Consider the following 24,620-nt stretch of genomic DNA (forward strand, 5'->3'; position numbering starts at 1 on the left):
TGGCTCAGCGATGGCTTGCCTCCCTGCCGGCGGCACGTTCGGTCGGACCGTCTTTGCTATCCTTGTCCTGTGCCATCGCCAATGGCGCGCCCGGTTCGCCTTCCCACAGAATCAGGCTGGCCGCGCCGACCAGTCCTGCGCGGTCGCCAAGCTGTGCCGGCACGATTGGCACATCCCGGTAGGCCGGCATCGCCCGCTGCTCGACGGTTGCCCTGATGGTCGGAGCCAACAAGTCGAAACCGTTGGCGAGGCCGCCGCCCATAACGATCAGGTCCGGCGAATAGAGGTGAAGCAGGTTGGTGAAGCCGATGCCGAGCCATTTCGCCTCCGCCTCGATCAATTCGAGCGCGCTGATATCGCCGGCACGCGCGGCCTCGACGACGTGCCTGGCCGAAACGGCGCCGTTGGCCGAAAGGCGCCTGAGCAGGGAGCCGTCGCCCGGCGCTGTCAGCGCCGTGGCACGCCGCCCGAGAGCGGTTCCGGAGGCGACCGCCTCGAAACAGCCGACGGCGCCGCAGAAGCAGCGGTCGCCCTCGCCGGTGATGGTCATATGGCCGATCTCGGCGGCAAGCCCGCGCCGGCCGTGATAGAGGTGGCCGTCGGCAACGACGCCGCCGCCAATGCCGGTCGATACGGTGACGAACACCAGGGATCCGGTATCTTTGCCGGCGCCGAAGCGCCATTCGCCTAGCGCGGCCGCATTGGCGTCGTTTTCCAGACGCACCGGCAGGCCGAAATGCTTGCCGAGAATGTCGATCAACGGCACGTCGTGCCAGCCGGCCAGCGTCGGCGGGGCAATCACGATCCCGGCCTTGGGATCGAGCGGTCCCGGCGCGCCGATGCCGATGCCGACGACATCCGCTTGTGGGCGCTGTGCCAGAAGATCCCCGGCCAGTGCGATGATCTGGCCGATCACCGCATCCGATCCCGCGATCGCCATCGTCGGCGCCGAAACCTGCGTGACGACGCGGCCGCCGCTCTCGACCAGCGCACCGCGCAGCTCCGTTCCGCCGAGATCGAAGGCGAGGGCCAGTCTTGTCATCAGGCGGCGACCTTCAGCCCATGCAGCCAGGCCATGCGCTGCGCAAGGTCGGGGTCGCCGAACGCCAGCGATCCGAGCACCACCGTCTCGGCGCCAACGGCGCGCAGGCGGGGCACCGTCTCGTGGCGGATGCCGCCGTCGGCAGCCAGGATGATGTCGGTTTCGCGACCGGCTTTTCTCATCAGTGCGCGCGCTTCGATCAAACGTGGGCAGGCCTGCTCGGAAAGGCTCTGGCCCTTGACGCCGATCGATGTGCCGAGAAGCGTCACAAACGCCACTTGCGACAGGAAAGGCGTGACCGCGGCCACCGGCGTTTCCAGCCTGAGCACCACGCCGGCCTCGGCGCCGAGCGCATGCGCCAGCCGCACGGCGCGCAGGCCGGCTTCGCCGTTTTCGGCGTGGACACTGACCAGATCGGCGCCGGCCTCGATGAACTGACGCGTCTGCTCCTCGACGATCTCGGCTTCGACCATCAGGTGCACATGGATAGGCCTTGCCGTCAGCCTGGCGATCCGCGCTACCAGGTCCGGGAAGAACAGGAAGCCCGGAGTGAAGCGGGCGTCCGCGACATCGATGTGGTGGAGGTCGACATGAGGTTCTATGCGCTTCAGGTCGCGCTCCATATTGGCAAGGTCGGCCGACCACAGTGAAAACTCGCCGAGCAGCCGGTTGCGCGGCAGGGCGGCGATGGCAGCGGGGCCGGACAGGGATTTGGTCGTCATGACGGAACGAGGCTCCGGAAGTTCGAGTAGGCCTGAAGGAAGGTCGTGATCTCAGCCTGCAGCTCGGCGAAATGCCTGACGCTGTCGAGCGCCTTGGGATGGATTTCGGCACAGGTCGCGCCGGGAATGGCTGCGGCGAGCGTATGGGCCGCCGAGAGCGGATGCACCGCATCCATGGCATTGCCGATGACCAGCGTGGCAATGCCAAGCACCGCGGCGTCACGCGCCGAAACGCCCGGGCCGTCGGCGGCAATGTCGGCGAGGACCTGCGCGAATGGCGCGGCGTCCGGCCGGTCGAAATAGCCGAACAGCGAGGCAAGGTTGTCGGGTGCTTCACGCTGCAGGCGCGCGGTGGTTTCCGAATGCGCGAAGATCGCCCTCGCCTTGTCGGGGCCGTGGTCCAGGATAAGCTTGGCAACCTCGGCGATCGGCCGCAGGTTCACCGGCGCGTCGTCGAAAATCCAGGCCGGCCGCACCAGGAGAAGACCCGCGACGCGGTCCGGATGACGGCAGGCCAGGCGCATGGCGATCGCGGCGCCCATGGAAATGCCGCCGGCGACGAAACGATCGAGACCGGCCTGATCGGCGGCGGCAACAACATCGTCCGCGAACATGCTCAGGGAAAACGGTCGGCGGCTGCCCAGTCCGGACGCGCCGTGTCCGCGGCATTCCAGCGTGATGCGCCGCAACCCCGGCCCGGAAGGGAAAGCCTGGGCGACCTGCGCCTCGCCACCGCCCAGCCCATGCTGAAAGACGACCGCAAGCCCGTCGCCATGGTCGCAGACTTGAAGCGCGGCGTCATCGCGAAGCAGCGTGGTCAGGCGCGCCATCACACCAGCCCTTTGAGGAATCGGGCAACGCTGGGTGCCTCTTCGGCCGAGAGGCCATGCGTGACCAGCGGCCCATCAAAGCCCGATGCTTTCAGCCTGGCGACGAAATCCGCAAAGTCGACGACACCCCGACCGGCGGTGGTAAAGCGGCCGTCAGCGAAACGGTCCTTGGCATGGGCCATGGCGACGTGGCCCGCGGTGCGTTCGACGGCGGCGGCGACGATGGCGCGTGCTTCGGCCGGGCTCGCCCGCTCGAACAGGTTGGCCGGATCGAGCACGACGCGCAGCCGTGTCGAGCCCATCTCGGCGATCAGGCGCATCGCGTCCGACGCCGAGGTGACGATGTTGGCCTGTTCGGGTTCGATGCCGAGATCAACGCCGTGACGCTCGGCGAGTTGAAGCGCCTTTTCCATCTCGCCCGCCATGTCGTCCCATGCCGAGGGCTCGCTATTATCGGGATGATATGCCCACTGATCGTCCGCGTTGCGCGTTCCCGTGCACAAGGTGACCAGCGGAACGGAAAGGTCTGCCGCGGTCTTGATGACCACGCCAAGCCGACGCAGGCCGTCGTCGCGCACAGCCCTGACGGGATGGGCCATGTTGTAGGTGCCCGAGAGCGCTGCCAGGGCGACACCGCAAGCATTCGACGCGGCCGCGATGGCATCAACGGCGTCTTTTTGCACGGCATCCGGCATCGACGGCAGCCCGGCGCAGGCAAGGTTGAACTGGGTGACGGCAAAGCCAGCGTCGCGAACCGCCGCCAGCACGCCTGCCGGCTCGCTGCCCGGGAAGGTCTTGGCGAACACCCCGATCTGCATCAAACCGCTCCCGTGGCGGCAGCGATTTCGACACGCTGCCCGGTCTCGACCGAGCGGGCAATCGCCACCATGGCCCGGATCGAGGCGATGCCGTCCTCGACGTCGGCGCCGCGCATCGGCGCGCCGTCAAGCACCGTATCGGCGAGGCCTTCGAGCTGGCGCCTGAAGAAGTGGCCGTCGGCGCCAAGCGGCTTTCGCGACGTCGCGTCTTTCTCGTGGAAGATGTCGACCTCGCTCGCCCGGAAGTACCAGGGATTGAAGGTCTTCGCGATGACAGAGCCGTTTTCGCCATAGAGCTGGAAGCCCTCATGCCAGTCCATGCGGACGGCCACCGTCAGGTCGAGATGGCCCAAGGCCCCATTGGCGAATTCCGTTTCGACGAACCAGCAGTAGGCGCCGAACTTCTCGTTGAGACGGGCGCGCACCGCAACGATCTCGCCGCACAGGAAGCGCGCGGTGTCGACGAGGTGCGAGCCGTGCGCCAGCATGAAATACTGTCTTAGATCGGCCTTCGGATTGCCGGTCGGCTTCCGTGCCAGCTTGCTGGTGACAGGCAGAGGCTGGATGGCGTCGGTGTTGGTATAGCGATGGGTGGAATCGCAATACCAGGCTTTTAGCGCCAGGATCTCGCCCATCTCGTCGCGGACGAAATCGCGCGCCGCTTCCAGCGCCGGGTCGAAGCGCTTCATATGGCCGACCTGCAGCACCTTGCCGGAGCGCTTGACGGCATCGGCGAGTTTCTGACCCTCTTCGACCGAGACGCCGATCGGCTTTTCGCACAGCACGTGCTTGCCGGCCTCCAGTGCCTTGATCGACATCGGAACGTGATAGGCGTCCGAGGTGGCGACGATCACCGCCTCCAACTGCGGATCGGCCAGCATGGCGTCGTAGTCGCCATACATTTTCTCAGGCTCATAGGTTGCGCCCATGCGGGCCAGGAGATCGGGGGCGGCATCGCAGATCGCATAGAGGTCGGCGTTGCTGGCTTTCACGCAGGATTCCAGATGGGCGAATTGCGCGATCGGCCCGCAGCCGAGGACACCGACACGAAGACGACGGTCTTGCTTGCGGATCATGGTCTCTTCCTCACGCGCCGTAGCCGCGCATGGTCTGGCGGTTGGTCTTGACCGCGGCTGCCGGGTCGGCGGCGGCGGTCTCGGATTCCTCTTCCAGCACCAGCCAGCCGTTGAAGCGTGGCGCCGTGCTGGCGATATCGATCACTGTCTGGGTATCGCAGACGCCCTTGCCGAGCATCGCCCAGTTGCCGCTTGCATCGACGTCCTTCAGGTGCACGTAGCGGATGCGGTCGCGGTAGGTGGTGAGCGTGTCGGCCATGTCCTTGTGGCCGCGCAATATGTGGCCGGTGTCCGGCACCCAGCCGACCTGTGACGGGTCGATCAGCCCAAAAATCCGATCGTAGTCGGCACGGTCGAACAGAAGCGTGTTGTGGTGGGAGCTGGGATGGACGGCAACGTCGACGCCGGCCTTGCGTCCGAGCTCGCCGGCTCTGTTGTAGACCTCTGCTGCAACAGGGAATTTGTCGTCGCGCGGGCCGTCGGACACGACGGTGGCCGAGCCCATGGAGACGAGCGCGCCGGGAAAGGCAGCGGCGAAATCGATCCAGCGCTGCGCCGCCTCAAGGTCGGCGCCGATGCTCTCCTTCAGCGTGAAGCCGCTCTTCGAGCCGAAGGCGAAGGAAACCAGCGTGAGGCCGGTCGAATTCAGCGCGGCGGCGAATTCAGCCGGCCTGTCGGCATAGCGGCCGATCATCGTGTCGGTGATCTCGATGCCGGCATAGCCGCCGTCGGCGATCGCCTTCAGGAGATCGTCTGGGCCGCCGGCAAAGCGGTCTGCGAGCATTTCCCAGGTAAAGGTCTGGCAGCCGACTTTCAGGTCTTTCACAGTCATCCTTTAATTCCTTGATTTCACCTGCATAGGCCCTTCGATGATATGGCGCTGGAAGAACAGCACGAGCACGATCAGCGGCGCTGTGACGACGCCCGAGGCCGCGGTGATATCGCCTGCCAGCAGAGAAGGTCCAATCCATCGATTTCGACGCGCGGCCTAGCCCATCGGTTCTCCGTGGGAGGGACATCCTACTTGACCGAGCCCGCGGTCATGCCGGCGAGGAAGAACCTCTGGGCAACGAGGTAGATGATCAAGAGCGGTAGCGAGCCGAGCACGCTCATCGCCATCATCTGGTTCCATTCGAAGGCGTGCTGCCCCATCAACAGCTGGATGCCGATGGGGACGGTGCGCATGGACGTTGACTTCGTCAGCGTCAGCGCAAAGAGAAATTCGTTCCAGCACAACAGGAAGGTGTAGACCGACGTCGCCACGATACCAGGCAGTGAAATCGGGACGATCACCCGCCAGAGTGCGGTCCAGCTGGTGCCGCCGTCGACAGCCACCGCTTCATCGAGATCGCGGGGCAAGGTGTTCAGATATCCCGTCATCAGCAGGATCGCGTAGGGCAGCGTAAACACCAGGTAAGTCAGGATCAGTGCGACGTAGGTGTCGAAGATGCCATACGAGACGACAAGCCCGAAGAAGGGGATCAAAAGCGTGATCGGCGGGATCGTCTGCGTGCTGATGATGAGTGTGTTGAGGCTGCCCTTGCCGCGGAAATTGAAACGGCTGAACCCGTAGGCGGCCAGCAAGGCGATCAGCACCGTCAGCACGGTCACCGCTCCGGCCACGAAGTAGCTGTTGAAGAAGAAGCGCAGCTTTACCGGGTCGCCAAGGATGGCCGCATACGCTTCCAGCGTGAAGGCCTTCGGCAGGACGGTTGGTGGCAGGGCAAAGATTTCGGTATTCGACTTGAACGAGCTGCTCAGCATCCAGTAGATCGGGAAGGCCGCGAAAAAGAGCCCTGCGGCAAGCGCGACATGGAGCGCGACGGTGATCAGCCTGTCTTTCGGTGTGTGCCTTTTCCTCATGGTGACTACCGAGCCTTTTGATAGCGGATGTAGAGCAGCGTCAGGCCGAGCGAGATCAGCAGGATGACCACGGCGCTCGCCGACGCCTGCGACAGGTTGTAACTCGAAAACGCCAGCTTATACGTGTAGGTGCTGAGGACCTCGGTCGAGTAGATCGGACCGCCGCCCGTCGTTATCCAGATCAATGGAAAGACCTGCATGGTCCAGATAAAGTCGAGCAGCGAGATGCTGATGATGATCGGCATCAGCTGCGGGATGGTGATGAAGATCAGCTTCTGGTAGGCCTTCGCCCCGTCGATATCGGCGGCCTCGTAGAAATCCCTGGGAATGCCCTGCAAGCCTGCGAGCAGGCTGACCATGAAAAGCGGGTAGCCCGCCCAGATATTGGCGAAGGTGACGGCGTGCAGCGCGGTCGCGGGCGAGGAAAACCACTCGACCTTGGAACCGATGATGCCCATCTGCATGAGAACGCTGTTCACGACACCGTTCGGCTCGAGCAGGAGGCGCCAGATCACGGCGATAATCACCGCGGTGAACAGCCATGGCAGTATGTAGAGCACGCGCAGAATATTGCGCAGCGTCGGATTGATGCGGTCGCTGTTCAGCATGAGTGCGAAGACCATGCCGATGGTCATGTGGAAGACGACACTCATGCATGTGAAGTAGAGCGTGTGCCACAGCGAAGCCCAGAACACCGGATCGGCAAAGATCGCCTGGTAGTGTTTCAGTCCGGCAAAGGACGGGTCGCGACGCAGCACCGCGCTGTTCTGGAACGAATAGCCAATCACCGTCACCATCGGCAGCAGCATCAGGAGGCCGATTATGAGGAGCGAGGGTGACAGATAGAGATAGGGTGCGACCGCTCGTTTCAGTCTATGGTGGGAGCGCTTCTGCCGAGTCATGTGCCACCCTTGGGATACGCCTTCAAGAGGAAGGTGCGCTTCGGAAACAGGTCCATCTCAATTGCCGATCCGTTGTTGACGGGTGGCCTGCCCGAAGTCAGGCCACCCGGTGCAAGATAGCAAACGGGGAACAGGCCGTTCAGAATTTCGCCATCCAGCCCTTTTGAGCGTTTGCTGCGGCTTGTTCCGGAGACTGCTCGCCGGCGAGCATCTTCTGGGCTTCCACGTCGAACTTGGTCATCAAGTCTTCAGCCACCGGCAGACCGGTGAACTCGTTGGCGAGATAGCCGGTCTTGTAGATTTCGAAAGCCTTGGCGAAAGCCTTGTCCGAGGTCACGAAATCGGGCTTGGCGTTGACGTTGCCCGGGAAGGCGTTTGCAAGCGACACGAGCTTGGCGTTCACCTTTTCACTCATCAGATATTGGACGAGCTTCCAGGCTTCCTCCTGATGTTTCGAGGCCGCAGAGATGCCGATGCCCCAAGAGGCGTAGGGAAGGCCGCGCTTGCCGTTGTAGTTCTCCACGACCGGGACCGGGATGAGGTCGAAGTTCAGCTTGGGATTGCGTTCGCGGATGAGGTTCACATGCGCGAGCGAGTCGATCATCATCCCGACCCGGTCGTTGACGAATTCCTCGACCTTTTCCTGTTCGGTCTTGGTGGCAATGCCGGGCGAGATGACGCCGGCGTCGTTCAGCGATTTGACGAAGGTGAGCATATCGACGACCGGCTTGCCCTCGAGAGCCGGCTTGCCGTCAGCCATCATCGATTGACCCGAGGCCCAGACCCACGACATCAGGTCGTTCTGGACACCGGACGGCGTTTGCAGCGACAAGGGAAGCACCCAGCCATACTGGTTCTTGTCGGCATGGGTCATCTTCTTGGCGGCTTCGAGAAACTCCGCGCGGGTCGACGGCAGCTTGGTTACGCCGGCCTGGGCGGCGAGGTCCATGTTGACGAAGACCGGATAGACGAACGAAGCCACGGGAAACATCACCGCCTTGCCGTCCACCTTGATGATATCCGCGACCTGGGTCTTGTCGAACCCGCTCGCATCCATCATCGGGTTCATGTCGGCCAGCGCATTCTGCGCGTTCAGATTGTTCACCCAGGCGCCGTCGAGACCGACGACGTCGCTAAGCGTTCCAGTTGCAGCACCAACCGAGATCTGGTCTCGCGTGGTCGCATAGGGGCCGCTGACCAGCGTCACCTTGATTCCGGGGTTTGCAGCCTCGAAGTCATTCATGATTGCCTTGAGCGAGCCGGCCGGCAATTCGGGCTCCCACCATTGGGTGAATTCCAGCGTCGTGTCCGCCATGGCGCCGGTTGCGCCAAGCAACCATGCGGCCGCGGCTATTTTCAGCATCGCGGGTTGTATCCGAAACATCATTTTCTCCTCCTTCTTTAAGATCGACCGCACAATGCGGACGATCGTCTGCTTTATTCAGAAGCCTTCTTGCGAGTATCTTTCGCAGGCGCCTCGCTCCCGCCTGCGGTCTGCCTTAGATCGCCAGATGCGTCTCGGGATCGAAGAAATGGAACTTGGCATCATCCACGGCCAACCGGATTTCCGAGCCGGAGTGGACGGCGCTGACCGGCTCGAATCTCGCCACCGCGTTCGATGCCAGGCCAAAATCGTCCACCGCGTCCGGGTCGCCGGAGTCCACCCGGACCGCGTCGATGTTCAGGTGGACGATATGTTCAGAGCCGAGTTCTTCGATCGAAGTCACCTTTGCGGGTATCGTCTGATACTTGCGACCGGATTCGAGGCTGCTGTCATAAAGATCCTCCGGTCGGATCCCGAACACGATCTTGCGCCCCGCATACGACCGCAAGCCCGGCCTGCGCACGAAGGCTGCATCCTGCAGCCGGATGGCGAAGCTGCCGGACATCAGTTCGTCGCCCATCAGGGTCGCCTCGAAAAGGTTCATCGAAGGAGAGCCGATGAAGCCGGCAACGAAGGCGTTCACCGGCGATTCATAGAGCCTCTTGGGTGTGTCGACCTGCTGCAGCACGCCGCCTTTCAACACCGCGACCCTGTCCCCCATCGTCATCGCTTCGATTTGGTCGTGGGTCACGTATATGGTCGTTACGCCGAGCTGCTTTTGCAGGCTGGTGATTTCGGCGCGCATTTGAACACGCAGTTTCGCATCCAGGTTGGAAAGGGGTTCGTCCATGAGAAAGGCGGCCGGCTCGCGCACCATGGCTCGGCCCATGGCAACCCGTTGACGCTGTCCGCCTGAAAGGTTCGCGGGTTTGCTGTCCAGCAAAGACGTCAGCTGAAGGGTTTTGGCGATCTCGTCCACGCGCTTCTTGCGCTCGGCCTTCGGCTTGCCTGCCAGCCGCATCGAAAAGGCGATGTTTTCGGACACGGTCATATGCGGGTAGAGCGCGTAGCTCTGGAAGACCATCGCGATGTCGCGGTCCTTGGGCGGCATGTCGACGACGTCGACTCCGCCGATCCGAAGGCTGCCGCTGGTGATGTCCTCCAATCCCGCGATCATTCGCAACGCGGTGGATTTGCCGCAGCCGGATGGCCCGACGAGAATCAGGAACTCGCCGTCCTCGACCGATAGGTTCAATTGGTCGATTGCGCGAAAATTGTTCCCGTAGATTTTGCAGATATTCTCAAGAATGACTTCTGCCATCTTCCTCCCTCCACAAGTATAAGTCACTGATTCTTATAATTATCCTCGACTTATGTTCACCTGCGAAATATTTCCTCAGATAGTTTCAGCCTATGTTACAGTATCGGCATGAGAATTTTTGAGTTCGACTGCTGACGGCGCGTTCGTCGATGCCAGGAGTTCCGTGACCTGGTAGTCGGTCGGAAGCGCCTCGCGCCCGCCACGCCCCGTTATCGAAAGGGCAGCCGCCGCGGCCGCGAATGCCACCCGGCCTGCGGTGTCGGCTCCACGCGTCAACGCATGGGCGTAGGCGCCATGAAAGCAGTCACCCGCGCCGGTCGAGTCGACGACCACGACGCGGTGCGGGGGCAGGTGCCAGAGACCTGTCTCTTCACGCCCGCGATAGTACACGCCTCTGCCACCATCGGTCAGAACCACGGCAGACCGCGACGGCAACCACAATGCATCGAGCATCTCGGAGGGCGATCGGCACCCCGTGGCAGTCCGCGCAAAGCCGAGCGGAAGAATGAGATGGTCGCAGAGCGCGATCAGCCGCTCCGTGGCTGGGCCGTTGCTCCATTCGATATCGCCGAGGATCGCAAGGCCGAGATCGCGAGCCCGAGCCACGACATCCAGCGACCGGATCGCGTAGCTATCGACGATCAGAACGGTCGCGCGGCTGAGGATATCGTCCGGAAAGTCCGGAGCGGTGCCCAGCATCGCATCGTCGTCATACGCGATGAACCGTTCCCCATCCGAGCCGACGGTGATCCGCGAGCGCACCGGGCGCGCGTCGGGATGGCGCGGCGCGAATACGGTTTCAACACCGCTCGCAACGAGATCGCGCAGCACGGCGTCGTCCGCGGCACCGCCCAGCCATCCGATGTACCCGGCGGTTCCGCCGAGCCGCACGACGGCGGCCAGCGCCGTCGCGACATTTCCCCCGAAAGCACGGGCACTTTGCAGAACCTTCCCCTTGCCCGCCGACAACGGCTGATCGACGTAGACGATGTCGTCGATCGCAATAGCGCCGAAGCCGAGGATCGAGGGGACGGTGGGCATCGTTCAGGCACCCGCCTTCGCCAGGGCGTCTTGCGCCGAGAGGCCGTCATGGATGACGCCCCGAAAGGCAAGCGCTGCCTTCTCCGGATCGCCATGCCCCCAGAGATTGCGGCCTACCACGGCACCGCGTGCGCCGGCACGGATGGCGTCCGCCGTCTGCTGAAGCGCGCCGAGCAGCGTATCGGTCTTCGGACCACCCGCGATCACAACCGGCACCGGGCAGGTCCGGACGGTCTCTCGGAATGACTCGAAATCGCCCGTGTAGCCGATCTTGATCACGTCGACGCCGGACTCGTAGCCGATCCGCGCCGCATAGGCGATCTCGTCGGGGGTGAAGACGATTTTTGCTCCGTCGGTGAAATCGCGAGGGTAGATATGCGCCACCACGGGCATGCCGTAGCGGGCCGCTGCATTTACCGAATCGGTCAGCCAGCGTATGTATTTGCCCTCGGTCGCGCCGCGCACCGGAATGGCCACAGCCAACGCATCGGCCCCCGCGCGGACCGCATCCTCGGGCGTTGCGATCAACTCGCTGATGCGATCGTCCGGAGTGAAGCAGCCCGCCTGAATCACCAGGGAAGCTTTGCCCGCGTATTGCGGCCACAGATGGCGCGCGGTGCCAGGCTGGATGCTGACGTAGTCGGGTTTGCCTACCATGACGCGCGCGAGCGCACCCGGCAGGTCGGCAAGGCCGCCTTTGCGCACGTCACCATAGCCGACGAAGTGGTCGACCGCGCCGCCGAAAAGTTTCCCCGATGGATGCGAGAAGAGGCGCGCAAGACGCACCTTGGTTCCTAGGCTCATGAGTGCAAAATTTCCCAATCGGTTGATTTAAAAATCCTGGACCCAGTGTTTCCGAAAGAAATGAGAAATACAATCTTTCGAAAGCTTTCGAATTTGCGTATTTTTGGTAAGGTGAGCCGAGGCCAGAGCGGTTGCTTGGCGCAGGGAAGCAAGGGCAGGGCAATGTTGTCGGAGCAGAGGCGCCAATCGATCCTGGGTGAGGTGCAACGCAGCGGACAGGTTCGCACGAAGGACCTGTCAGACGGGTTTGGCGTGTCGGAAGTGACGGTGCGCTCCGACCTCGAGATACTGGACCGCAAGGGACTACTGACCAAGACCCGAGGAGGGGCGGTGACCCGGACCACCGATTCGACTACGGCCGCGTTCGCCCGGCGGATGCAAACGAACCTCGACGCAAAGAAGCGGATCGCCCGGGCGGCGGTAGACCTGTTCGAGGACAACCAATCGGTCATCTTCGACGGCGGCTCGACATTGATGCAGGTTGCCATGCTGTTACCGCCGCTCAGCAATGTCGTGGTCGCGGCCACGGCCATGAATATCGTGCAGCATCTTATGCATCGTCCCGGGCTCGACGTTCATATGATCGGCGGCCGGGTCTATCCCGACACGGTGAGCACGCTGATCACCGATGCCGATACGGCTCTCGGCGGCTTGGTGGCGCATCAGGTCTTTGTTGGAGCGCATGCGATAGACTCGTCACTGGATGTGGTCGACGTGAACGAAGACATGGCGCGAACGAAGCGAAACCTCGTTCGCATGGCCCGGCGCGTTGTCCTCCTCGCCGATTCGAGCAAATGGGGCGTCAGCGGGACCTCCAAGGCATTTTCGCTGTCGGCCGTCGATGTGGTGATCACCGACGATGGCCTGCCCGGTCCAATACGCAGCGAGCTTGATAGGATCGGGGCCAAGGTGATCTATGCCTGAACCCGTCTCGGTCACTGACCGTGACGGAAATATCCAATGCGCGCATGACCCACGGGCTTCGAGCCGGAGACCGGCCCTTTCTTCACGTCTGTCATTTTCTCCTCCCAGCGCTGGCAGCCTCCCGATGTTGCGCCAGCATTTTCGCATGTTCCATAAAAATTTTACGCGCGTCAAGATTTAAAATATTGTATAGCGGTTTTCGAGCGTGACCGGATGCTGGTGCAACGGTACAGCCAGGATATCAGGGCGTTGGGAGGCGAAACTGAATATGCAAGGAAAATCAAAGACAAAGCTCGGCATCGGTGTTGTCGGGTGCGGCAACATCTCGATGACCTATTTGCGCAATGCGGCTCTGTTCAACGAGGTGGAGCTGCGCGCCTGCGCCGACATATCGCCTGACATGGCGGCCCTGCGTGCCGGCGAATACGGCATCCGGGCTCTCAACGTCGACGCGCTGCTGGCCGATGCCGAGATCGACCTTGTCCTCAACCTGACGGTCCCGGCGGCGCATTTCGACATTTCGTTTTCGGCGCTTTCGGCGGGAAAGCACGTCTTCACCGAAAAGCCGCTGGCGACCTCGGCCAGCGACGGGCGGCGGCTTGTCGCCGAGGCGGCGGAGCGCGGGCTGCTGCTGGGCTCGGCCCCGGACACCTTCCTTGGTGCCGCCGGACGGCGGGCGCGCTGCCTCATGGACGAGGGCGCGATCGGCCGCGCGGTGACCGGCACCGCCTTCATGATGGGGCGCGGCATGGAGCATTGGCATCCCAATCCGCAATTCTACTATCAGCCTGGCGGCGGACCGGTCTTCGACATGGGCCCCTATTACCTGACGATGCTGGTCAATTTGCTCGGGCCGGTGGCCCGCGTGATGGCGATGGCGACGCGGGGCCAGGAGGAGCGGCTGATCACCGCCGAAGGCCCCTACCGGAACACCAGCTTCAAGGTCGGCACACCGACCAACATCCTGTCGCTGCTGGAGTTCCGCTCAGGCGCCACCGTTACCTTCGGCGCCTCGTGGGATGTCTTCAGGCATTCCCACCACCCGATCGAGCTGCATGGCACCGAAGGCTCGCTCAGGCTGCCCGATCCGGACACGTTCGGCGGCACCGTCTCGCTGTCGGAACGGGGGGCCGACTGGGCCGACTTTCCCAGTGAGAGCGAACTCTATGGCGCGCGCAATTGGCCCTTCGCCGCGCCCGACCGGGCGAATTACCGCATGCTCGGCGTTGCCGATCTTTCGCGCGCGCTGGCAACAGGAAGAAAGCCGCGGGCGTCCGGCGACCTTGCGCTTCATGTGCTGGAGATCATGGAGGCGATCCTCGCTTCGGGTGAGAGCCGCGAGTCCGTCGCCGTCAACGCAACTGTCGATCAGCCGCCGCTCTTCCAAGACGACGAAGCAGCGAGCCTGCTCGCCTGATACCGGAGCGCTTACGATGACGACATTGCTTTCACCCTTGCTCGATCCGGAGGCCCGGCATGTGCTCGACCTTGACCGGCAGGCGGCCGCCCCGCCATTCGAAGCCGGCACGCCTGAAGAGGCGCGCCGCGCCTATGAGCAGGGCTTTCCGGCACTCCAGGGCGAGCGCGAGCCGGTCGGCTCATTGACCGAGCGCACCATCACCGGACCCGGCGGCCCGTTGACGCTCAGAATCTATCGCGGACAGGGCGCGGTCGGGGCCGCTGCCCCGGCGCTGCTCTATCTGCATGGCGGCGGCTGGGTGATCGGCAATCTCGAGTCGCATGACTAGGTCTGCCGCTGGCTTGCGAATATGGCGGCCTGCGTCGTCGTCTCTCCCGGCTACCGGCTGGCGCCGGAACACAAATTTCCGGCGGCCATCGAAGATTGCCGCGCCGTACTTTCCTTCTTGCAGGACGGCGCGGGCGATCTCGGCATCGACGCCGAACGGATCGCTGTCGCCGGCGACAGCGCCGGCGGCAATCTCGCTACCGTGCTTTGCCTGCTTGCGCGCGGCGACAAGAAGCCGCCGGTGGCGCAGCTGCTGTTCTATCCGAACACGGACGCCTCGCAGGCGGCGGACAGCTATCGCCGCTTTGCCGACGGTTATGGCCTGACTTCGGCGACCATGGCCTGGTTCCGCGACCACTATGTCAACCATGCCGGCGATATCGATGACTGGCGCGTGTCGCCGCTCAAGGCCGCAAGCCTTGCCGGCGCAGCGCCGGCTTTTGTCGCAATCGCCGGTCATGACATTCTCGCCGACGAAGGCGAGGCCTACGCCAAGCGTCTGGAAGACGACGGGGTGCCGGTCGTCCTGCGGCGCTGGCCCGGCCAGATCCACGGCTTCGTTTCGATGGGCCGCCATGGCCCAGCGGCACGGCAAGCGGTCGGCGCGGCGGTTGCCGCATGGCGCGGCTTCGATCCTGTCTTTGGAAAGACTCAGGCCGACTGACGCATGACCAGCGTCGCGTCGAGTTTGACTTTGGCTGCAACTGTCGCGTCGTCCTCGTCCAGCAAGGCCAGCAGCGTCTCGACGCTGCGTCCCGCCATCGAAGCGAAGTCCTGCGCCATGGTGGTGAGGGCAGGGCAGGTGTAGCGGCTCAGGGGATGGTCGTCATGGGCTGCGACCCGCAGGTCGCAATCGCCCTTGCGGCCGACCTTGCGGCCTTGCGAGTAGGCGGCAGCCATCACGCCGAAGGCGAGACGGTCGTTGGCGCACAGAATGGTCTTGCCCGGCAGGCCGCCACGGGCGAGCATCGCTTCCATCTGCTGGTAGCCGATCTGTTCGAAGTCCCAGGTGTAGTCATAGGTGTTGCCGATGAGCACCGGCTCATGCCCAAGCCGCTGCATGGCGACGACATAGCTGTTCAGGCGCTCGCGCGAATTGTGGTTGACGTGCGGGATGTCGAAATAGACCGGGGCATCGCCGGAACGGCAGAGATAATCGACGATGGTCGAGACGCTCTGGCTGTTGTTGTTGCCGACGAATGGCGTGTCGCCCTCAAGATAAGTGTCGAAATAGACGATCGGTATGGTCTGTGTCAGCTTCTCCAGCGTGCGCTCGTCGGAGCGCAGCCCGAGCGGCGCGATCAGCGCGCCGGAAACTTTTAGCGAAAGAATGGTTCGCGTCGCTTGCACTTCGAGCTCTCGCGAGCCGTGCGAGGAGATCACGATCGGCCAGTAGCCTTCGTCGCGCAGCCTGAGCTCGATGCGGCTGACCATTTCCGAATAGAAGGGATCGGCGAGCGTCGGCACGACGATGCCGATGCTGCGGGTCCGCTTGCGGTTGAGGTTGCGCGCAAACAGATTGGGCTGGTAGTCGGACGAGCGCAGCGCCACTTCGATCCGCTGACGTGTCGCCGGCTTGACGCTGGTCGGATCGTCGAAATATTTCGACAGTGTCGGCCTGGAGACGCCGCAAGAGCGAGCAAAATCCTCCATCGTCTTGTGCGTCATCGACATCAAAGCCCTCGAATGCAAGGCGAAACTTTACAGAAAAATTGCATAGTTTCCATGCGTAAATTTATTAATTGACGCGAAAAAGCACAAGCCGTATTCACTTGCAGTTGGCGAATTTGAGGGATTCCGCGAGATGAAGAAGCTGGTCGGTGCCGGCGAGATTCTGGTCGAGATCATGGCCGAGCGGATCGGCCAGAGCTTTCTCGAGCCTGGTCCGCTGCTTGGACCCTACCCGTCCGGCGCGCCTGCGATCTTCATCGGCCAGGCGGCGGCGCTCAGCCAGCCGGCCGGCCTCATCGGCGCCGTCGGTGACGACGATTTCGGCAGGCTGAATATCGAGCGGCTGCGGACGCTTGGCGCCGACGTGTCGGCGATCGCGGTTCACAAGGGCCATGCGACGGGCACGGCCTTTGTCACCTACCGTGCCGACGCCAGCCGGCATTTCGTCTTCAACATCCGCAACAGCGCTGCCGGCCTGATCGAGACAAACGCGGCGGCGATAAACCTGCTCGCCGGTGCCGATCATGTCCATGTCATGGGCTCGTCGCTGTTTTCCGACCGCGCCATCGCGGTGGCGCTATCGGCGATCGAGACAGTCAAGGCCAAAGGTGGAACCGTGTCCTTCGATCCGAACATCCGCCGCGAGATCATGCAGGCATCCGGCATGCGCGCAGCACTCGACCAAGTGCTGGCGCAAGCTGACATCTTCCTGCCGAGCGGCGAGGAACTCTTCCTGTTTTCATCCGCCAGGGACGAGAAGGGTGCAGTCGAGGAACTGCTGGCGCGTGGCCTGTCCTGCATCGTCCTGAAGAAAGGCGCCGCCGGCGCCGTTTATCATGATCGACACGGTGCGGTCGCCTCGTCAGGCTATGCCGTCGACGAGGTCGATCCGACCGGCGCCGGCGACTGCTTCGGTGCTGCCTTCGTCTCGTTCTGGCTGCGCGGGGCGGCTCCTGCCGAAGCCCTGCGGATCGCCAATGCCTGCGGCGCGCTCGCCGTCACCCGCAAGGGGCCGATGGAGGGCATTTTCCCGCTTGAAGCGGTCGAGGCATTCGTCGCCACGGGGAACACGCGGTGAGTGACGCGACGCGAAGGTTTGCAAACATTGCGGCCAGGCGCGCCGCAGGCGAGAAAAGCGGCATCGCCTCGGTCTGCTCGGCGCATCCGCTGGTGATCGAGGCTGCCCTGCGCCATGGCGCGGCGCGGGGCGCGGATGTGCTGATCGAGGCCACCTGCAACCAGGTCAATCACGAGGGCGGCTACACCGGGATGACGCCTGCGGGGTTCCGCAGCTTTGTCGAGGCGCATGCGCACAATGTCGGCTTCCCAGTCGATCGTCTGATCCTTGGCGGCGATCATCTTGGACCCAATCCGTGGAAGCAGATGGCTGCCGCCGCCGCGATGAAGAAGGCTGCGGCGATGATCGATGCCTATGCGAGCGCCGGCTTCACCAAGATGCATCTGGATACGAGCATGGCCTGCGCCGATGATCCAGCCGTGCTTGCCGACGAAACGATCGCCGCCCGCGCGGCCGATCTTGCGGCAATCGCCGAGGCGGCGGTCGAGCGGGCAGGCGGCGAAAAACCGGTCTATGTCATCGGCACCGAAGTGCCGGTACCGGGCGGTTCGCTGGAGGCGCTCGACCACCTGCATGTGACGGCGCCCGGCGATGCCTTGCGCACCGTCGAGATCCACGCGCGAGCGTTTTCCCGCGCCGGGCTCGAAGCCGCTTTTGGCCGTGCGATCGGCGTCGTCGTCCAGCCCGGCGTCGAATTCGGCAACACCGAGATCGTGCCCTATGCACCGGCCAAGGCAACTGAACTGGTAGCTGTGCTCGACCGTATGCCGCAATTCGTTTTTGAGGCGCATTCGACTGACTACCAGCCGGCCGGAGCGCTCAATGCTCTCGTTCGCGACGGTTTTGCCATCCTCAAGGTCGGCCCTTGGCTGACCTTCGCGCTTCGCGAAGCGCTGTATGGGCTCAGCCATATTGCCGATATCCTCGCGCCGGACCCTTCGCGCGAAAGCCTGCCTGCCGCGATGGAACGCATCATGCTGGCGTCGCCGCACAATTGGCAGCAATACTATCCGGGCACCCCGGAAGAGCAGCGTGTGCAGCGGCATTTCTCGTTCAGCGACCGCATCCGCTATTACTGGCCGACGCCGGAGGCGCAGCGAGCAATACGGACGCTGCTGGACGTGCTGAGCGACAAGGACATCCCCCGGCCGCTGATCAGCCAGTTTCTGGGGCAGCTCGACGCCGAGGCTGCCGCAGGCGGGGTCAAGCCTCTCGCGCACGAGCTTCTGATCGGCAGCATCAGCCGTGTCCTCGATATCTACGCGGACGCGACGCGACAGTAGGGATCGCGCTGCCGGAAAGTCGGCATCCGCGCCTAAATCCGCCTCATAATACGTCCGATGTCGCCGCTGTTTCGAAAACGGCGTCGCCGCAATTTACAACTAACATGTTAGTGTGCTAGTGCTGCGTTCACATTGATCTCTGGAGAGAATAGCAGTGGCTTCGCGCTTTGGTCTTTCGGTTGCCCTCACCACGCCTTTCGAAGCTTCCGGGCAAATCGCCATCTCTCCCATGATCACGCAGGCCCGGGCTTGCCTTGGCGCCGGCTGCAGCAGCGCAACGCTGTTCGGCACCACCGGGGAAGGTGCCTCGGTGGGCGCGGGAGAGCGGCGGATTGTTACGGAGGCCATGCTGGCCGCCGGCATTCCGGCACATCAGCTCGTCGCCAGCGTGCTGGTCGATGCGGCCGAAGACGCTGCCGAACAGGCGCGGCATGCTTTGCAGTGCGGCGTCCGCAACATCCTGCTGGCTCCACCGAGCTACTTCAAGAATGTCGGCGAGGACGGGTTGTTCGGATGGTTTTCCGCCGTCTTCGCTGCGCTCGGCCCGCTGGCTCGCGGCATCCTCCTCTACAACATCCCCTCCGTCACCATGGTGCCGCTCCCGCTTGCCCTGATCGGTCGGCTGCGTGCGGCCTTCCCCGGCGTGGTCGCCGGTGTCAAGGATTCGGGTGGCGACTGGAGTTACAGCGAGGCGCTGCTAAGAGCCCATGGCGACCTGGTGATCCTGATCGGCGACGAGCGGCACCTGGCCAGAAGCGTGCGCCAGGGCGGGCAAGGCGCCATTTCCGGCATGGCCAATTTCGTCGCCGGCGAAATCCGCGCCATGGCCGAGGACGGCCGCGATGATGCCCGTGTCGAGAGCTTCGTGCTCGAATTGCTTAGATATTCGGTCATCCCGGCGGTGAAGGTCATGGTGGCGCGCAAAACCGGCGACGAGCGCTGGCTGGCGGTCCGTCCGCCGCTGGAGCCGATCGCTTCGCAGGGGCGGCAACAGCTTGCTGCCGCCTATGACAGGCTGTTTGCGACAGAGCCGGCCTGACCGGCAAAAGGGAAGCGCGCTGAAATGGACGACAGCCGCGAACCGGCAAGCCTCAGGGAAAGAGCTTATGCCAGCTTCACGCGGCATTTGCTGGCCCGCGATCTCAGGCCAGGACAGTTCGTGTCGCAGCGCGAACTGGTTGCCTTTACCGGGCTGCCGCTTGGCGCCATCCGTGAGATCGTGCCGCGTCTCGAGGCAGAGGGGCTTTTGACGACCATCCCGCAGCGCGGCATGCAGATCGCCCATATCGACATTAACCTGATCCGCGAAGCCTTCCAGTTTCGCCTGTTCATGGAGCGCGAGGCGGTGGCGCTGTTCACCGCCAACGCCTCCGACGCCGTGCTCGCCCGCCTGCGGCGCGAACATGAGGACATGCTGGCTCAAGCATTGTCGCAGGCGCCGACGCCGGAAATGGAAGCCAAGGCCCAAAACATCGATTGGGCCATGCACGACACCTTCATCGATGCGCTGGGCAACGAGATCATCGCCAAGGCGTATCTGGTCAATTCCGTAAAGATCAGGCTGATCCACCAGGAGCGTTTCCGCATCGACGGGCGCGTCGTGCCGGTGATGCAGGAGCACCTGACGGTGATCGAAGCGCTCGAGAGCCGCGATCCGCAAAGGGCGGTCGAGGCGATCAGCCGGCATATCGACAATGCGCGCCGGTTGGCGCTCCAGATCTGAGGACGTATGGTTCGCGGCTGCAGCGACGCTATCCACAACGACAGCAACCCAAGGGAGGAAGAAATGTCGTCCAATCCGTTCAAGCCAACGAGAAGGCAAGTCCTTGCAGGAACCACGGCGCTCGCAGCCGTGGGCCTGGCCGGCCTTCGCCCGAGCTTTTCCGCCAGCGTCGACTGGAAGCGCTTTGCCGGCACCACGCTCGACGTCAATCTGGTGAAAAGCCCGCGCAGCGACACTATCCTGAAATACATCGCCGAATTCGAGGAACTGACCGGCATCAAGGTCAATGCCGAGGCGACGCCGGAACAGCAGCAGCGGCAGAAGACGGTGATCGAGCTCAGCTCCGGCAGACCGAGCTTCGATGTCGTGCATCTGAGCTATCACGTGCAGAAGCGCCAGTTCGAAAAGGGTGGCTGGCTGGCCGACATCGCCGGCTATCTCGCCGATCCGACCCTGACCGATCCCGGCCTGGTCGAAAGCGATTTCGCCGAGGCCGGCATGCTTTTCGCCAAGGACAACCAGGGCGTGCTGCGTTCGCTGCCCTTCTCGGTCGACTACTGGATCGTCTACTGGAACAAGGAGCTGTTCGAGGCCAAAGGCCTCAAATACCCTGAATCGTTTGACCAGCTGGTGGCCGCCGCTGAAGCGCTGACCGATCCATCGACGAATACTTTCGGTTTCGTCGCCCGCGGCCTCAAGAATGCCAACACGCCGGTGTGGACGTCGCTGATGCTCGGCTACGACATGACGCCGCTCGACGAGAAGGGAAAGCTGCGCACCGAAACGCCCGAGGCGATCGAGGCCGCTGCCCTCTACCAGAGGCTGATGACCAAGTCCGCCCCTCCGGGCGTTACCGGCTTCAATTGGGCTGAAGCTCAGTCCGCCTTCCTGCAAGGCAAGATCGGCATGTGGTTTGATGGCGTCGGTTTTGCCCCGCCGATGGAAAATCCCGAAAAGTCGCGCGTGGTCGGCAAGGTCGGCTATGGCGTCATGCCCAAGGGGCCCAAGGCGCATGCCTCCGGGACGTTTGGCGACGGCCTCGGCGTGACCACCTCCAGTGAAAAGAAGGAGGCCGCCTATCTGTTCTGTCAGTGGGCGGTTTCCCCGGCGATGGGCGCGCGCCTGCTCCAGGCCGGCGCCGGCGTGCCGTTCCGCAAGTCGGTGCTGGAAGATCCCAAGGTGCGCGAAGGCGTTACCATGCCGGCAAGCTGGCTCGATGCCGTGGTTCAGTCCGGCAATATCAGCAGGCTGGCGCTGCCGGTGATCATCCCGGTCACCGAGTTCCGCGACATCTACGGCGTGGCGTTGACCAACATGATTGCCGGTGCCGATCCTGCCGATGAACTGAAGAAGGCCACCGCGCAGTTCCAGCCGGTTCTCGACAGGAGCGAGCAGGGCTGATGTCCGCCATCGCCCCTGAACGCACCGGGGTGACGACAGGTCGCACCGAGGTGACGACGGATCGCACCGCGGTGACGACGGATCGCACCGAGGTGACGATGCAAGCCATCGAGGAGAGCCAGTCGGTCCGACTGGCTCCCAACTACTGGCCCTTCGTCGTTCCGGCGCTCGTCGTCGTTAGCGCCGTAATCGTCTTTCCCTGGGCTTTCACGCTCTGGATGAGCGTCAACCGCTGGACGCTTGGCCAGTCGCGTAGCTTTGCCGGGATGGAAAACTATCTCCGTCTGGCCAGCGACCCGCGATTCTGGGAATCGCTTGTACATACGTTGACCTACACCTCGCTGTCGGTGGCAGCGCCGATGTTCCTGGGCACTGTCGCCGCCCTGATCTTCGATGCCAGGTTTCCGCTGCGCGGCCTGCTGCGCGGCGTCTTCGTCATGCCGATGATGGCAACGCCCGTTGCCGTGGCGCTGGTCTGGACCATGATGTTCCATCCCCAACTCGGCGTGCTCAACTACCTTCTATCGCTGGTCGGCATCCCGGCGCAGGAATGGATATTCAACGCCAATACGGTCATCCCTTCGCTGGTCGCGGTCGAGACCTGGCAGTGGACGCCGCTGGTGATGCTGATCGTGCTGGGCGGGCTGGCCTCGGTGCCGCGCGAGCCGTTCGAGAGCGCCGAGATCGACGGTGCCAATGCCTGGCAGCAATTCCGCTACCTCACCCTGCCGATGATCGCGCCGTTCCTGATGATTGCGTTGATCATCCGCACCATCGATGCGCTGAAGAGCTTCGACATCATCTATGCGATGACCCAGGGCGGACCGGGCACGGCGTCCGAAACCATCAACATCTATCTCTACAACACCGCCTTCTCCTACTACGACATCGGCTATGGCTCGGCCATGGCCGTGGTGTTCTTCATCGTCATCGTGGCGCTGTCCTTCATTCTCCTGATGCTGCGCCAGCGCTCGCAGTGGAACGATGCGGAGGGCAAATAGATGAGCTCACGTCTGCTCAACCAGATCGGCCTGTTTTTCGCGGCTCTGGTCATCGTCTCGCCGGCGATTCTGTTCTTTCTCTGGATGATCTCACTGTCGCTGAAATTCGAGATCGACAACGGCGCCTATCCGCCGATCCTGATCCCCGAACGTTTCGCCTGGTCGAACTATGTAAAAGTGTTCGAGGAGAACAATTTCCTGCTCTATCTCTGGAATTCGGTTCTGGTGACCGGCACGGCGACATTGCTGGCGCTGCTGATCGGTGTGCCGGCCGGCTATGGCATAGCGCGGCTCAAGGCTGAAAGATCGGCGGTCGTCATCATGATCGCCCGCATGACGCCGGGGCTATCCTATCTCATCCCGCTGTTTTTGCTGTTCCAATGGATCGGGATCCTCGGAACGCTCTGGCCGCAGATCATCATCCATCTGGTGGTGACGGTGCCGATCGTGGTCTGGGTGATGATCGGCTATTTCGAGACCACGCCGATGGAACTGGAAGAGGCGGCCAACATCGACGGCGCCAGCTCCTGGCAGGTGTTCCGGCTGGTCGCCCTGCCCATCGCCAAGCCGGGCATCGTTGTCGCCTTCATCCTGTCGGTCATCTTTTCGTGGAACAATTTCGTCTTCGGCGTGGTGCTCGCCAGCCGTGAGACGCGCACATTGCCGGTCGCCGTCTACAACATGCTTTCCTATGAGCAGGTGAGCTGGGGGCCGCTCGCCGCCGCAGCGCTGGTCGTGACGCTGCCGGTGCTGGTTCTGACCATGTTCGCGCAAAAGCAGATCGTCGCGGGACTGACCGCCGGCGCGGTCAAAGGCGGATGAAGCCGCATTAGCTGGACATCACTCTTTCCCGGAGAAATCCAATGGCATCGGTAACGATCAACAACGTGCAGAAGGCTTTCGGAGCCACCAAGATCATTCACGACGTCAGCGTCGATATCGCCGACGGCGAGTTCGTCATCCTGGTCGGCCCGTCGGGATGCGGAAAGTCGACGCTGCTGCGCATGATCGCCGGACTTGAAACGATCTCGGGCGGGAAGATCGCCATCGGCGAGCGTATGGTCAACAATCTACGGGCGCGAGACCGGAACATCGCCATGGTGTTCCAGAACTATGCGCTCTATCCGCATATGACGGTGGCCGACAATATGGGCTTTGCCCTGAAGATCAAGAAAGCCGATCCGGCCGATACCGCCGGCCGCGTCAGGAATGCCGCCAGCATCCTCGGCCTGGAAAAGCTGCTTGAGCGCTATCCACGTCAGCTCTCCGGCGGCCAGCGCCAGCGCGTCGCCATGGGCCGCGCCATCGTGCGCGACCCGCAGGTCTTCCTGTTCGACGAGCCGCTTTCCAATCTCGACGCCAAGCTGCGCGTCCAGATGCGCGGCGAGATCAAGGCGCTGCACCAGCGGCTGGGCACCACAACCATCTATGTCACGCATGACCAGATCGAAGCCATGACCATGGCCGACAAGATCGTCGTGCTGCATGACGGCCTGGTCGAGCAGATCGGCGCGCCGCTCGACCTCTACGACCGGCCGGCCAATCTCTTCGTTGCCGGCTTTATCGGCTCGCCCGCCATGAATTTCATTGCCGGCCGCATCGAGGAAGGCGTGTTCCGCAGCGCCGGCGGGCTGATCCTGCCGCTGCCGGAAGGCGCCCGCCCGACCGACGCTGCAGGACACGACCTTGTCTACGGCATCCGCCCCGAGCACATCCGCGCAACCGCCCAGGGCATGCCAAGCACGGTCACGCTTCTGGAAGCCACGGGCTCGGAAATTTTCGCCAAGGTCGACTGCGCCGGCGAGGAAATTGCCTGCCTGTTCCGCGAGCGGCTCCCGCTCAAGCAGGGCGCGCAGATACGGATCGAAGTCGATCGCGCCTGCGCCCACCTGTTCGACGCGAAAACCGGCCGGCGTATGTGATTGGCGCGGCCTGCGCGGCGGGTTCGCTCAGCGAAGGCCGACAAAAGCGCGGCAGCAATTGCGGCATCGGTTTGCAGAAAAACGGCGGAGGTTCACTAAGTCTTTTGCCCTTCCCGAGAGATGGGTG

General features: G+C 63.2%; 23 protein-coding genes and 1 pseudogene. 11 read left to right on the forward strand and 13 right to left on the reverse strand.

Annotation, left to right across the window (positions count from 1 at the left end):
- Positions 1-4: 4 nt before the first annotated feature.
- From NMG70_RS23980 to NMG70_RS24035, 12 genes are all read right to left on the reverse strand, one after another.
- Entirely contained in the window at positions 5-1,042 is a 1,038-nt protein-coding gene (locus NMG70_RS23980) for an ROK family protein (RefSeq protein WP_254026815.1), read from the reverse strand.
- A complete protein-coding gene (locus NMG70_RS23985; RefSeq protein ID WP_254026816.1) occupies positions 1,042-1,764 on the reverse strand; it encodes a ribulose-phosphate 3-epimerase in 723 nt (240 codons plus the stop codon). Before NMG70_RS23985 ends, NMG70_RS23980 begins: the two co-directional genes overlap by 1 nt.
- Positions 1,761-2,594, reverse strand: coding sequence for an alpha/beta fold hydrolase (locus NMG70_RS23990; RefSeq protein ID WP_254026817.1), 834 nt, complete (start codon positions 2,592-2,594; stop codon positions 1,761-1,763). The genes NMG70_RS23985 and NMG70_RS23990 overlap by 4 nt, the downstream gene beginning before the upstream one ends.
- Positions 2,594-3,412 (reverse strand): sugar phosphate isomerase/epimerase family protein, encoded by an 819-nt coding sequence (locus NMG70_RS23995; protein ID WP_254026818.1) that lies wholly within the window; start codon positions 3,410-3,412, stop codon positions 2,594-2,596. The genes NMG70_RS23990 and NMG70_RS23995 overlap by 1 nt, the downstream gene beginning before the upstream one ends.
- Positions 3,412-4,488 carry a Gfo/Idh/MocA family protein gene (locus NMG70_RS24000; protein ID WP_254026819.1) on the reverse strand — a complete coding sequence of 359 codons (1,077 nt, stop codon included), beginning with the start codon at positions 4,486-4,488 and terminating at the stop codon, positions 3,412-3,414. The genes NMG70_RS23995 and NMG70_RS24000 overlap by 1 nt, the downstream gene beginning before the upstream one ends.
- Positions 4,489-4,498: 10 nt before the next feature.
- On the reverse strand, positions 4,499-5,320 hold the full coding sequence (locus tag NMG70_RS24005; protein WP_254026820.1) for a sugar phosphate isomerase/epimerase family protein: 822 nt from the start codon (positions 5,318-5,320) through the stop codon (positions 4,499-4,501).
- 188 nt (positions 5,321-5,508) lie between these two features.
- Positions 5,509-6,351, reverse strand: a complete 843-nt coding sequence (locus NMG70_RS24010; protein ID WP_077373143.1) for a carbohydrate ABC transporter permease — start codon at positions 6,349-6,351, stop codon at positions 5,509-5,511.
- Positions 6,352-6,356: 5 nt separating this feature from the next.
- The gene (locus NMG70_RS24015) at positions 6,357-7,253 is read right to left on the reverse strand and encodes a carbohydrate ABC transporter permease (protein WP_254026821.1); all 897 of its coding nucleotides are present in this window, start codon (positions 7,251-7,253) and stop codon (positions 6,357-6,359) included.
- A 139-nt stretch (positions 7,254-7,392) separates the two neighbouring features.
- On the reverse strand, positions 7,393-8,640 hold the full coding sequence (locus tag NMG70_RS24020; protein ID WP_254026822.1) for an ABC transporter substrate-binding protein: 1,248 nt from the start codon (positions 8,638-8,640) through the stop codon (positions 7,393-7,395).
- Positions 8,641-8,752: 112 nt separating this feature from the next.
- Positions 8,753-9,898: an ABC transporter ATP-binding protein gene (locus NMG70_RS24025; RefSeq protein WP_254018225.1), complete on the reverse strand. Its 1,146-nt coding sequence runs from the start codon at positions 9,896-9,898 to the stop codon at positions 8,753-8,755.
- Positions 9,899-9,988: 90 nt separating this feature from the next.
- The gene (locus NMG70_RS24030) at positions 9,989-10,939 is read right to left on the reverse strand and encodes a PfkB family carbohydrate kinase (protein WP_254026823.1); all 951 of its coding nucleotides are present in this window, start codon (positions 10,937-10,939) and stop codon (positions 9,989-9,991) included.
- Between the two features lie 3 nt (positions 10,940-10,942).
- Positions 10,943-11,743 carry a beta/alpha barrel domain-containing protein gene (locus NMG70_RS24035; RefSeq protein WP_023797149.1) on the reverse strand — a complete coding sequence of 267 codons (801 nt, stop codon included), beginning with the start codon at positions 11,741-11,743 and terminating at the stop codon, positions 10,943-10,945.
- 162 nt (positions 11,744-11,905) lie between these two features.
- Between NMG70_RS24035 and NMG70_RS24040 the strand changes: the two genes are divergently transcribed.
- The 3 genes and pseudogenes from NMG70_RS24040 to NMG70_RS24050 all read left to right on the forward strand — a co-directional run bounded on the left by NMG70_RS24040 (position 11,906) and on the right by NMG70_RS24050 (position 15,078).
- Complete coding sequence (locus tag NMG70_RS24040) at positions 11,906-12,667, forward strand: DeoR/GlpR family DNA-binding transcription regulator (protein WP_254018374.1); 762 nt, start codon at positions 11,906-11,908, stop codon at positions 12,665-12,667.
- Positions 12,668-12,935: 268 nt separating this feature from the next.
- Positions 12,936-14,084 carry a Gfo/Idh/MocA family protein gene (locus NMG70_RS24045; RefSeq protein WP_254026824.1) on the forward strand — a complete coding sequence of 383 codons (1,149 nt, stop codon included), beginning with the start codon at positions 12,936-12,938 and terminating at the stop codon, positions 14,082-14,084.
- Positions 14,085-14,100: 16 nt separating this feature from the next.
- Positions 14,101-15,078 (forward strand): annotated as a pseudogene (locus NMG70_RS24050) (alpha/beta hydrolase).
- Here the strand turns inward: NMG70_RS24050 and NMG70_RS24055 are convergent.
- Positions 15,066-16,091 (reverse strand): LacI family DNA-binding transcriptional regulator, encoded by a 1,026-nt coding sequence (locus NMG70_RS24055; protein WP_254026835.1) that lies wholly within the window; start codon positions 16,089-16,091, stop codon positions 15,066-15,068. The pseudogene NMG70_RS24050 and the gene NMG70_RS24055 overlap by 13 nt on opposite strands.
- Positions 16,092-16,218: 127 nt before the next feature.
- Here NMG70_RS24055 and NMG70_RS24060 point away from each other — a divergent pair, with 127 nt between their 5' ends.
- From NMG70_RS24060 to NMG70_RS24095, 8 genes are all read left to right on the forward strand, one after another.
- Positions 16,219-17,163, forward strand: a complete 945-nt coding sequence (locus NMG70_RS24060; RefSeq protein WP_254026825.1) for a sugar kinase — start codon at positions 16,219-16,221, stop codon at positions 17,161-17,163.
- Entirely contained in the window at positions 17,160-18,446 is a 1,287-nt protein-coding gene (locus NMG70_RS24065) for a D-tagatose-bisphosphate aldolase, class II, non-catalytic subunit (protein WP_254026826.1), read from the forward strand. The genes NMG70_RS24060 and NMG70_RS24065 overlap by 4 nt, the downstream gene beginning before the upstream one ends.
- A 154-nt stretch (positions 18,447-18,600) precedes the next feature.
- Complete coding sequence (locus tag NMG70_RS24070; RefSeq protein WP_254026827.1) at positions 18,601-19,485, forward strand: dihydrodipicolinate synthase family protein; 885 nt, start codon at positions 18,601-18,603, stop codon at positions 19,483-19,485.
- A 24-nt stretch (positions 19,486-19,509) separates the two neighbouring features.
- Complete coding sequence (locus NMG70_RS24075; RefSeq protein WP_254026828.1) at positions 19,510-20,169, forward strand: GntR family transcriptional regulator; 660 nt, start codon at positions 19,510-19,512, stop codon at positions 20,167-20,169.
- A gap of 63 nt (positions 20,170-20,232) precedes the next feature.
- Positions 20,233-21,570 (forward strand): ABC transporter substrate-binding protein, encoded by a 1,338-nt coding sequence (locus NMG70_RS24080; protein ID WP_254026829.1) that lies wholly within the window; start codon positions 20,233-20,235, stop codon positions 21,568-21,570.
- 98 nt (positions 21,571-21,668) lie between these two features.
- The gene (locus NMG70_RS24085) at positions 21,669-22,571 is read left to right on the forward strand and encodes a carbohydrate ABC transporter permease (RefSeq protein WP_254026836.1); all 903 of its coding nucleotides are present in this window, start codon (positions 21,669-21,671) and stop codon (positions 22,569-22,571) included.
- Positions 22,572-23,393, forward strand: coding sequence for a carbohydrate ABC transporter permease (locus NMG70_RS24090; RefSeq protein ID WP_077373101.1), 822 nt, complete (start codon positions 22,572-22,574; stop codon positions 23,391-23,393). It abuts the gene before it with no gap.
- Between the two features lie 41 nt (positions 23,394-23,434).
- Entirely contained in the window at positions 23,435-24,493 is a 1,059-nt protein-coding gene (locus tag NMG70_RS24095) for an ABC transporter ATP-binding protein (RefSeq protein ID WP_254026830.1), read from the forward strand.
- The last annotated feature ends 127 nt before the right edge of the window (positions 24,494-24,620 follow it).

Origin of the sequence: Mesorhizobium ventifaucium (genome assembly GCF_935822925.1) — a bacterium.
In the GTDB taxonomy this organism is placed as follows: domain Bacteria; phylum Pseudomonadota; class Alphaproteobacteria; order Rhizobiales; family Rhizobiaceae; genus Mesorhizobium; species Mesorhizobium ventifaucium.

What these genes read in the sequence shown, in the direction of transcription:
- NMG70_RS23995 (WP_254026818.1), bottom strand. Translation starts at nt 3,412, where the DNA reads ATGCAGATCGGGGTGTTCGCCAAGACCTTCCCGGGCAGCGAGCCGGCA.
- NMG70_RS24085 (WP_254026836.1), top strand. Translation starts at nt 21,669, where the DNA reads ATGCAAGCCATCGAGGAGAGCCAGTCGGTCCGACTGGCTCCCAACTAC.
- NMG70_RS24075 (WP_254026828.1), top strand. Translation starts at nt 19,510, where the DNA reads ATGGACGACAGCCGCGAACCGGCAAGCCTCAGGGAAAGAGCTTATGCC.
- NMG70_RS24080 (WP_254026829.1), top strand. Translation starts at nt 20,233, where the DNA reads ATGTCGTCCAATCCGTTCAAGCCAACGAGAAGGCAAGTCCTTGCAGGA.
- NMG70_RS24020 (WP_254026822.1), bottom strand. Translation starts at nt 8,640, where the DNA reads ATGATGTTTCGGATACAACCCGCGATGCTGAAAATAGCCGCGGCCGCA.
- NMG70_RS24060 (WP_254026825.1), top strand. Translation starts at nt 16,219, where the DNA reads ATGAAGAAGCTGGTCGGTGCCGGCGAGATTCTGGTCGAGATCATGGCC.
- NMG70_RS23990 (WP_254026817.1), bottom strand. Translation starts at nt 2,594, where the DNA reads ATGGCGCGCCTGACCACGCTGCTTCGCGATGACGCCGCGCTTCAAGTC.
- NMG70_RS24010 (WP_077373143.1), bottom strand. Translation starts at nt 6,351, where the DNA reads ATGAGGAAAAGGCACACACCGAAAGACAGGCTGATCACCGTCGCGCTC.
- NMG70_RS23980 (WP_254026815.1), bottom strand. Translation starts at nt 1,042, where the DNA reads ATGACAAGACTGGCCCTCGCCTTCGATCTCGGCGGAACGGAGCTGCGC.
- NMG70_RS24095 (WP_254026830.1), top strand. Translation starts at nt 23,435, where the DNA reads ATGGCATCGGTAACGATCAACAACGTGCAGAAGGCTTTCGGAGCCACC.
- NMG70_RS24090 (WP_077373101.1), top strand. Translation starts at nt 22,572, where the DNA reads ATGAGCTCACGTCTGCTCAACCAGATCGGCCTGTTTTTCGCGGCTCTG.
- NMG70_RS24045 (WP_254026824.1), top strand. Translation starts at nt 12,936, where the DNA reads ATGCAAGGAAAATCAAAGACAAAGCTCGGCATCGGTGTTGTCGGGTGC.
- NMG70_RS24025 (WP_254018225.1), bottom strand. Translation starts at nt 9,898, where the DNA reads ATGGCAGAAGTCATTCTTGAGAATATCTGCAAAATCTACGGGAACAAT.
- NMG70_RS24035 (WP_023797149.1), bottom strand. Translation starts at nt 11,743, where the DNA reads ATGAGCCTAGGAACCAAGGTGCGTCTTGCGCGCCTCTTCTCGCATCCA.
- NMG70_RS24030 (WP_254026823.1), bottom strand. Translation starts at nt 10,939, where the DNA reads ATGCCCACCGTCCCCTCGATCCTCGGCTTCGGCGCTATTGCGATCGAC.
- NMG70_RS24000 (WP_254026819.1), bottom strand. Translation starts at nt 4,488, where the DNA reads ATGATCCGCAAGCAAGACCGTCGTCTTCGTGTCGGTGTCCTCGGCTGC.
- NMG70_RS24015 (WP_254026821.1), bottom strand. Translation starts at nt 7,253, where the DNA reads ATGACTCGGCAGAAGCGCTCCCACCATAGACTGAAACGAGCGGTCGCA.
- NMG70_RS24005 (WP_254026820.1), bottom strand. Translation starts at nt 5,320, where the DNA reads ATGACTGTGAAAGACCTGAAAGTCGGCTGCCAGACCTTTACCTGGGAA.
- NMG70_RS24040 (WP_254018374.1), top strand. Translation starts at nt 11,906, where the DNA reads ATGTTGTCGGAGCAGAGGCGCCAATCGATCCTGGGTGAGGTGCAACGC.
- NMG70_RS23985 (WP_254026816.1), bottom strand. Translation starts at nt 1,764, where the DNA reads ATGACGACCAAATCCCTGTCCGGCCCCGCTGCCATCGCCGCCCTGCCG.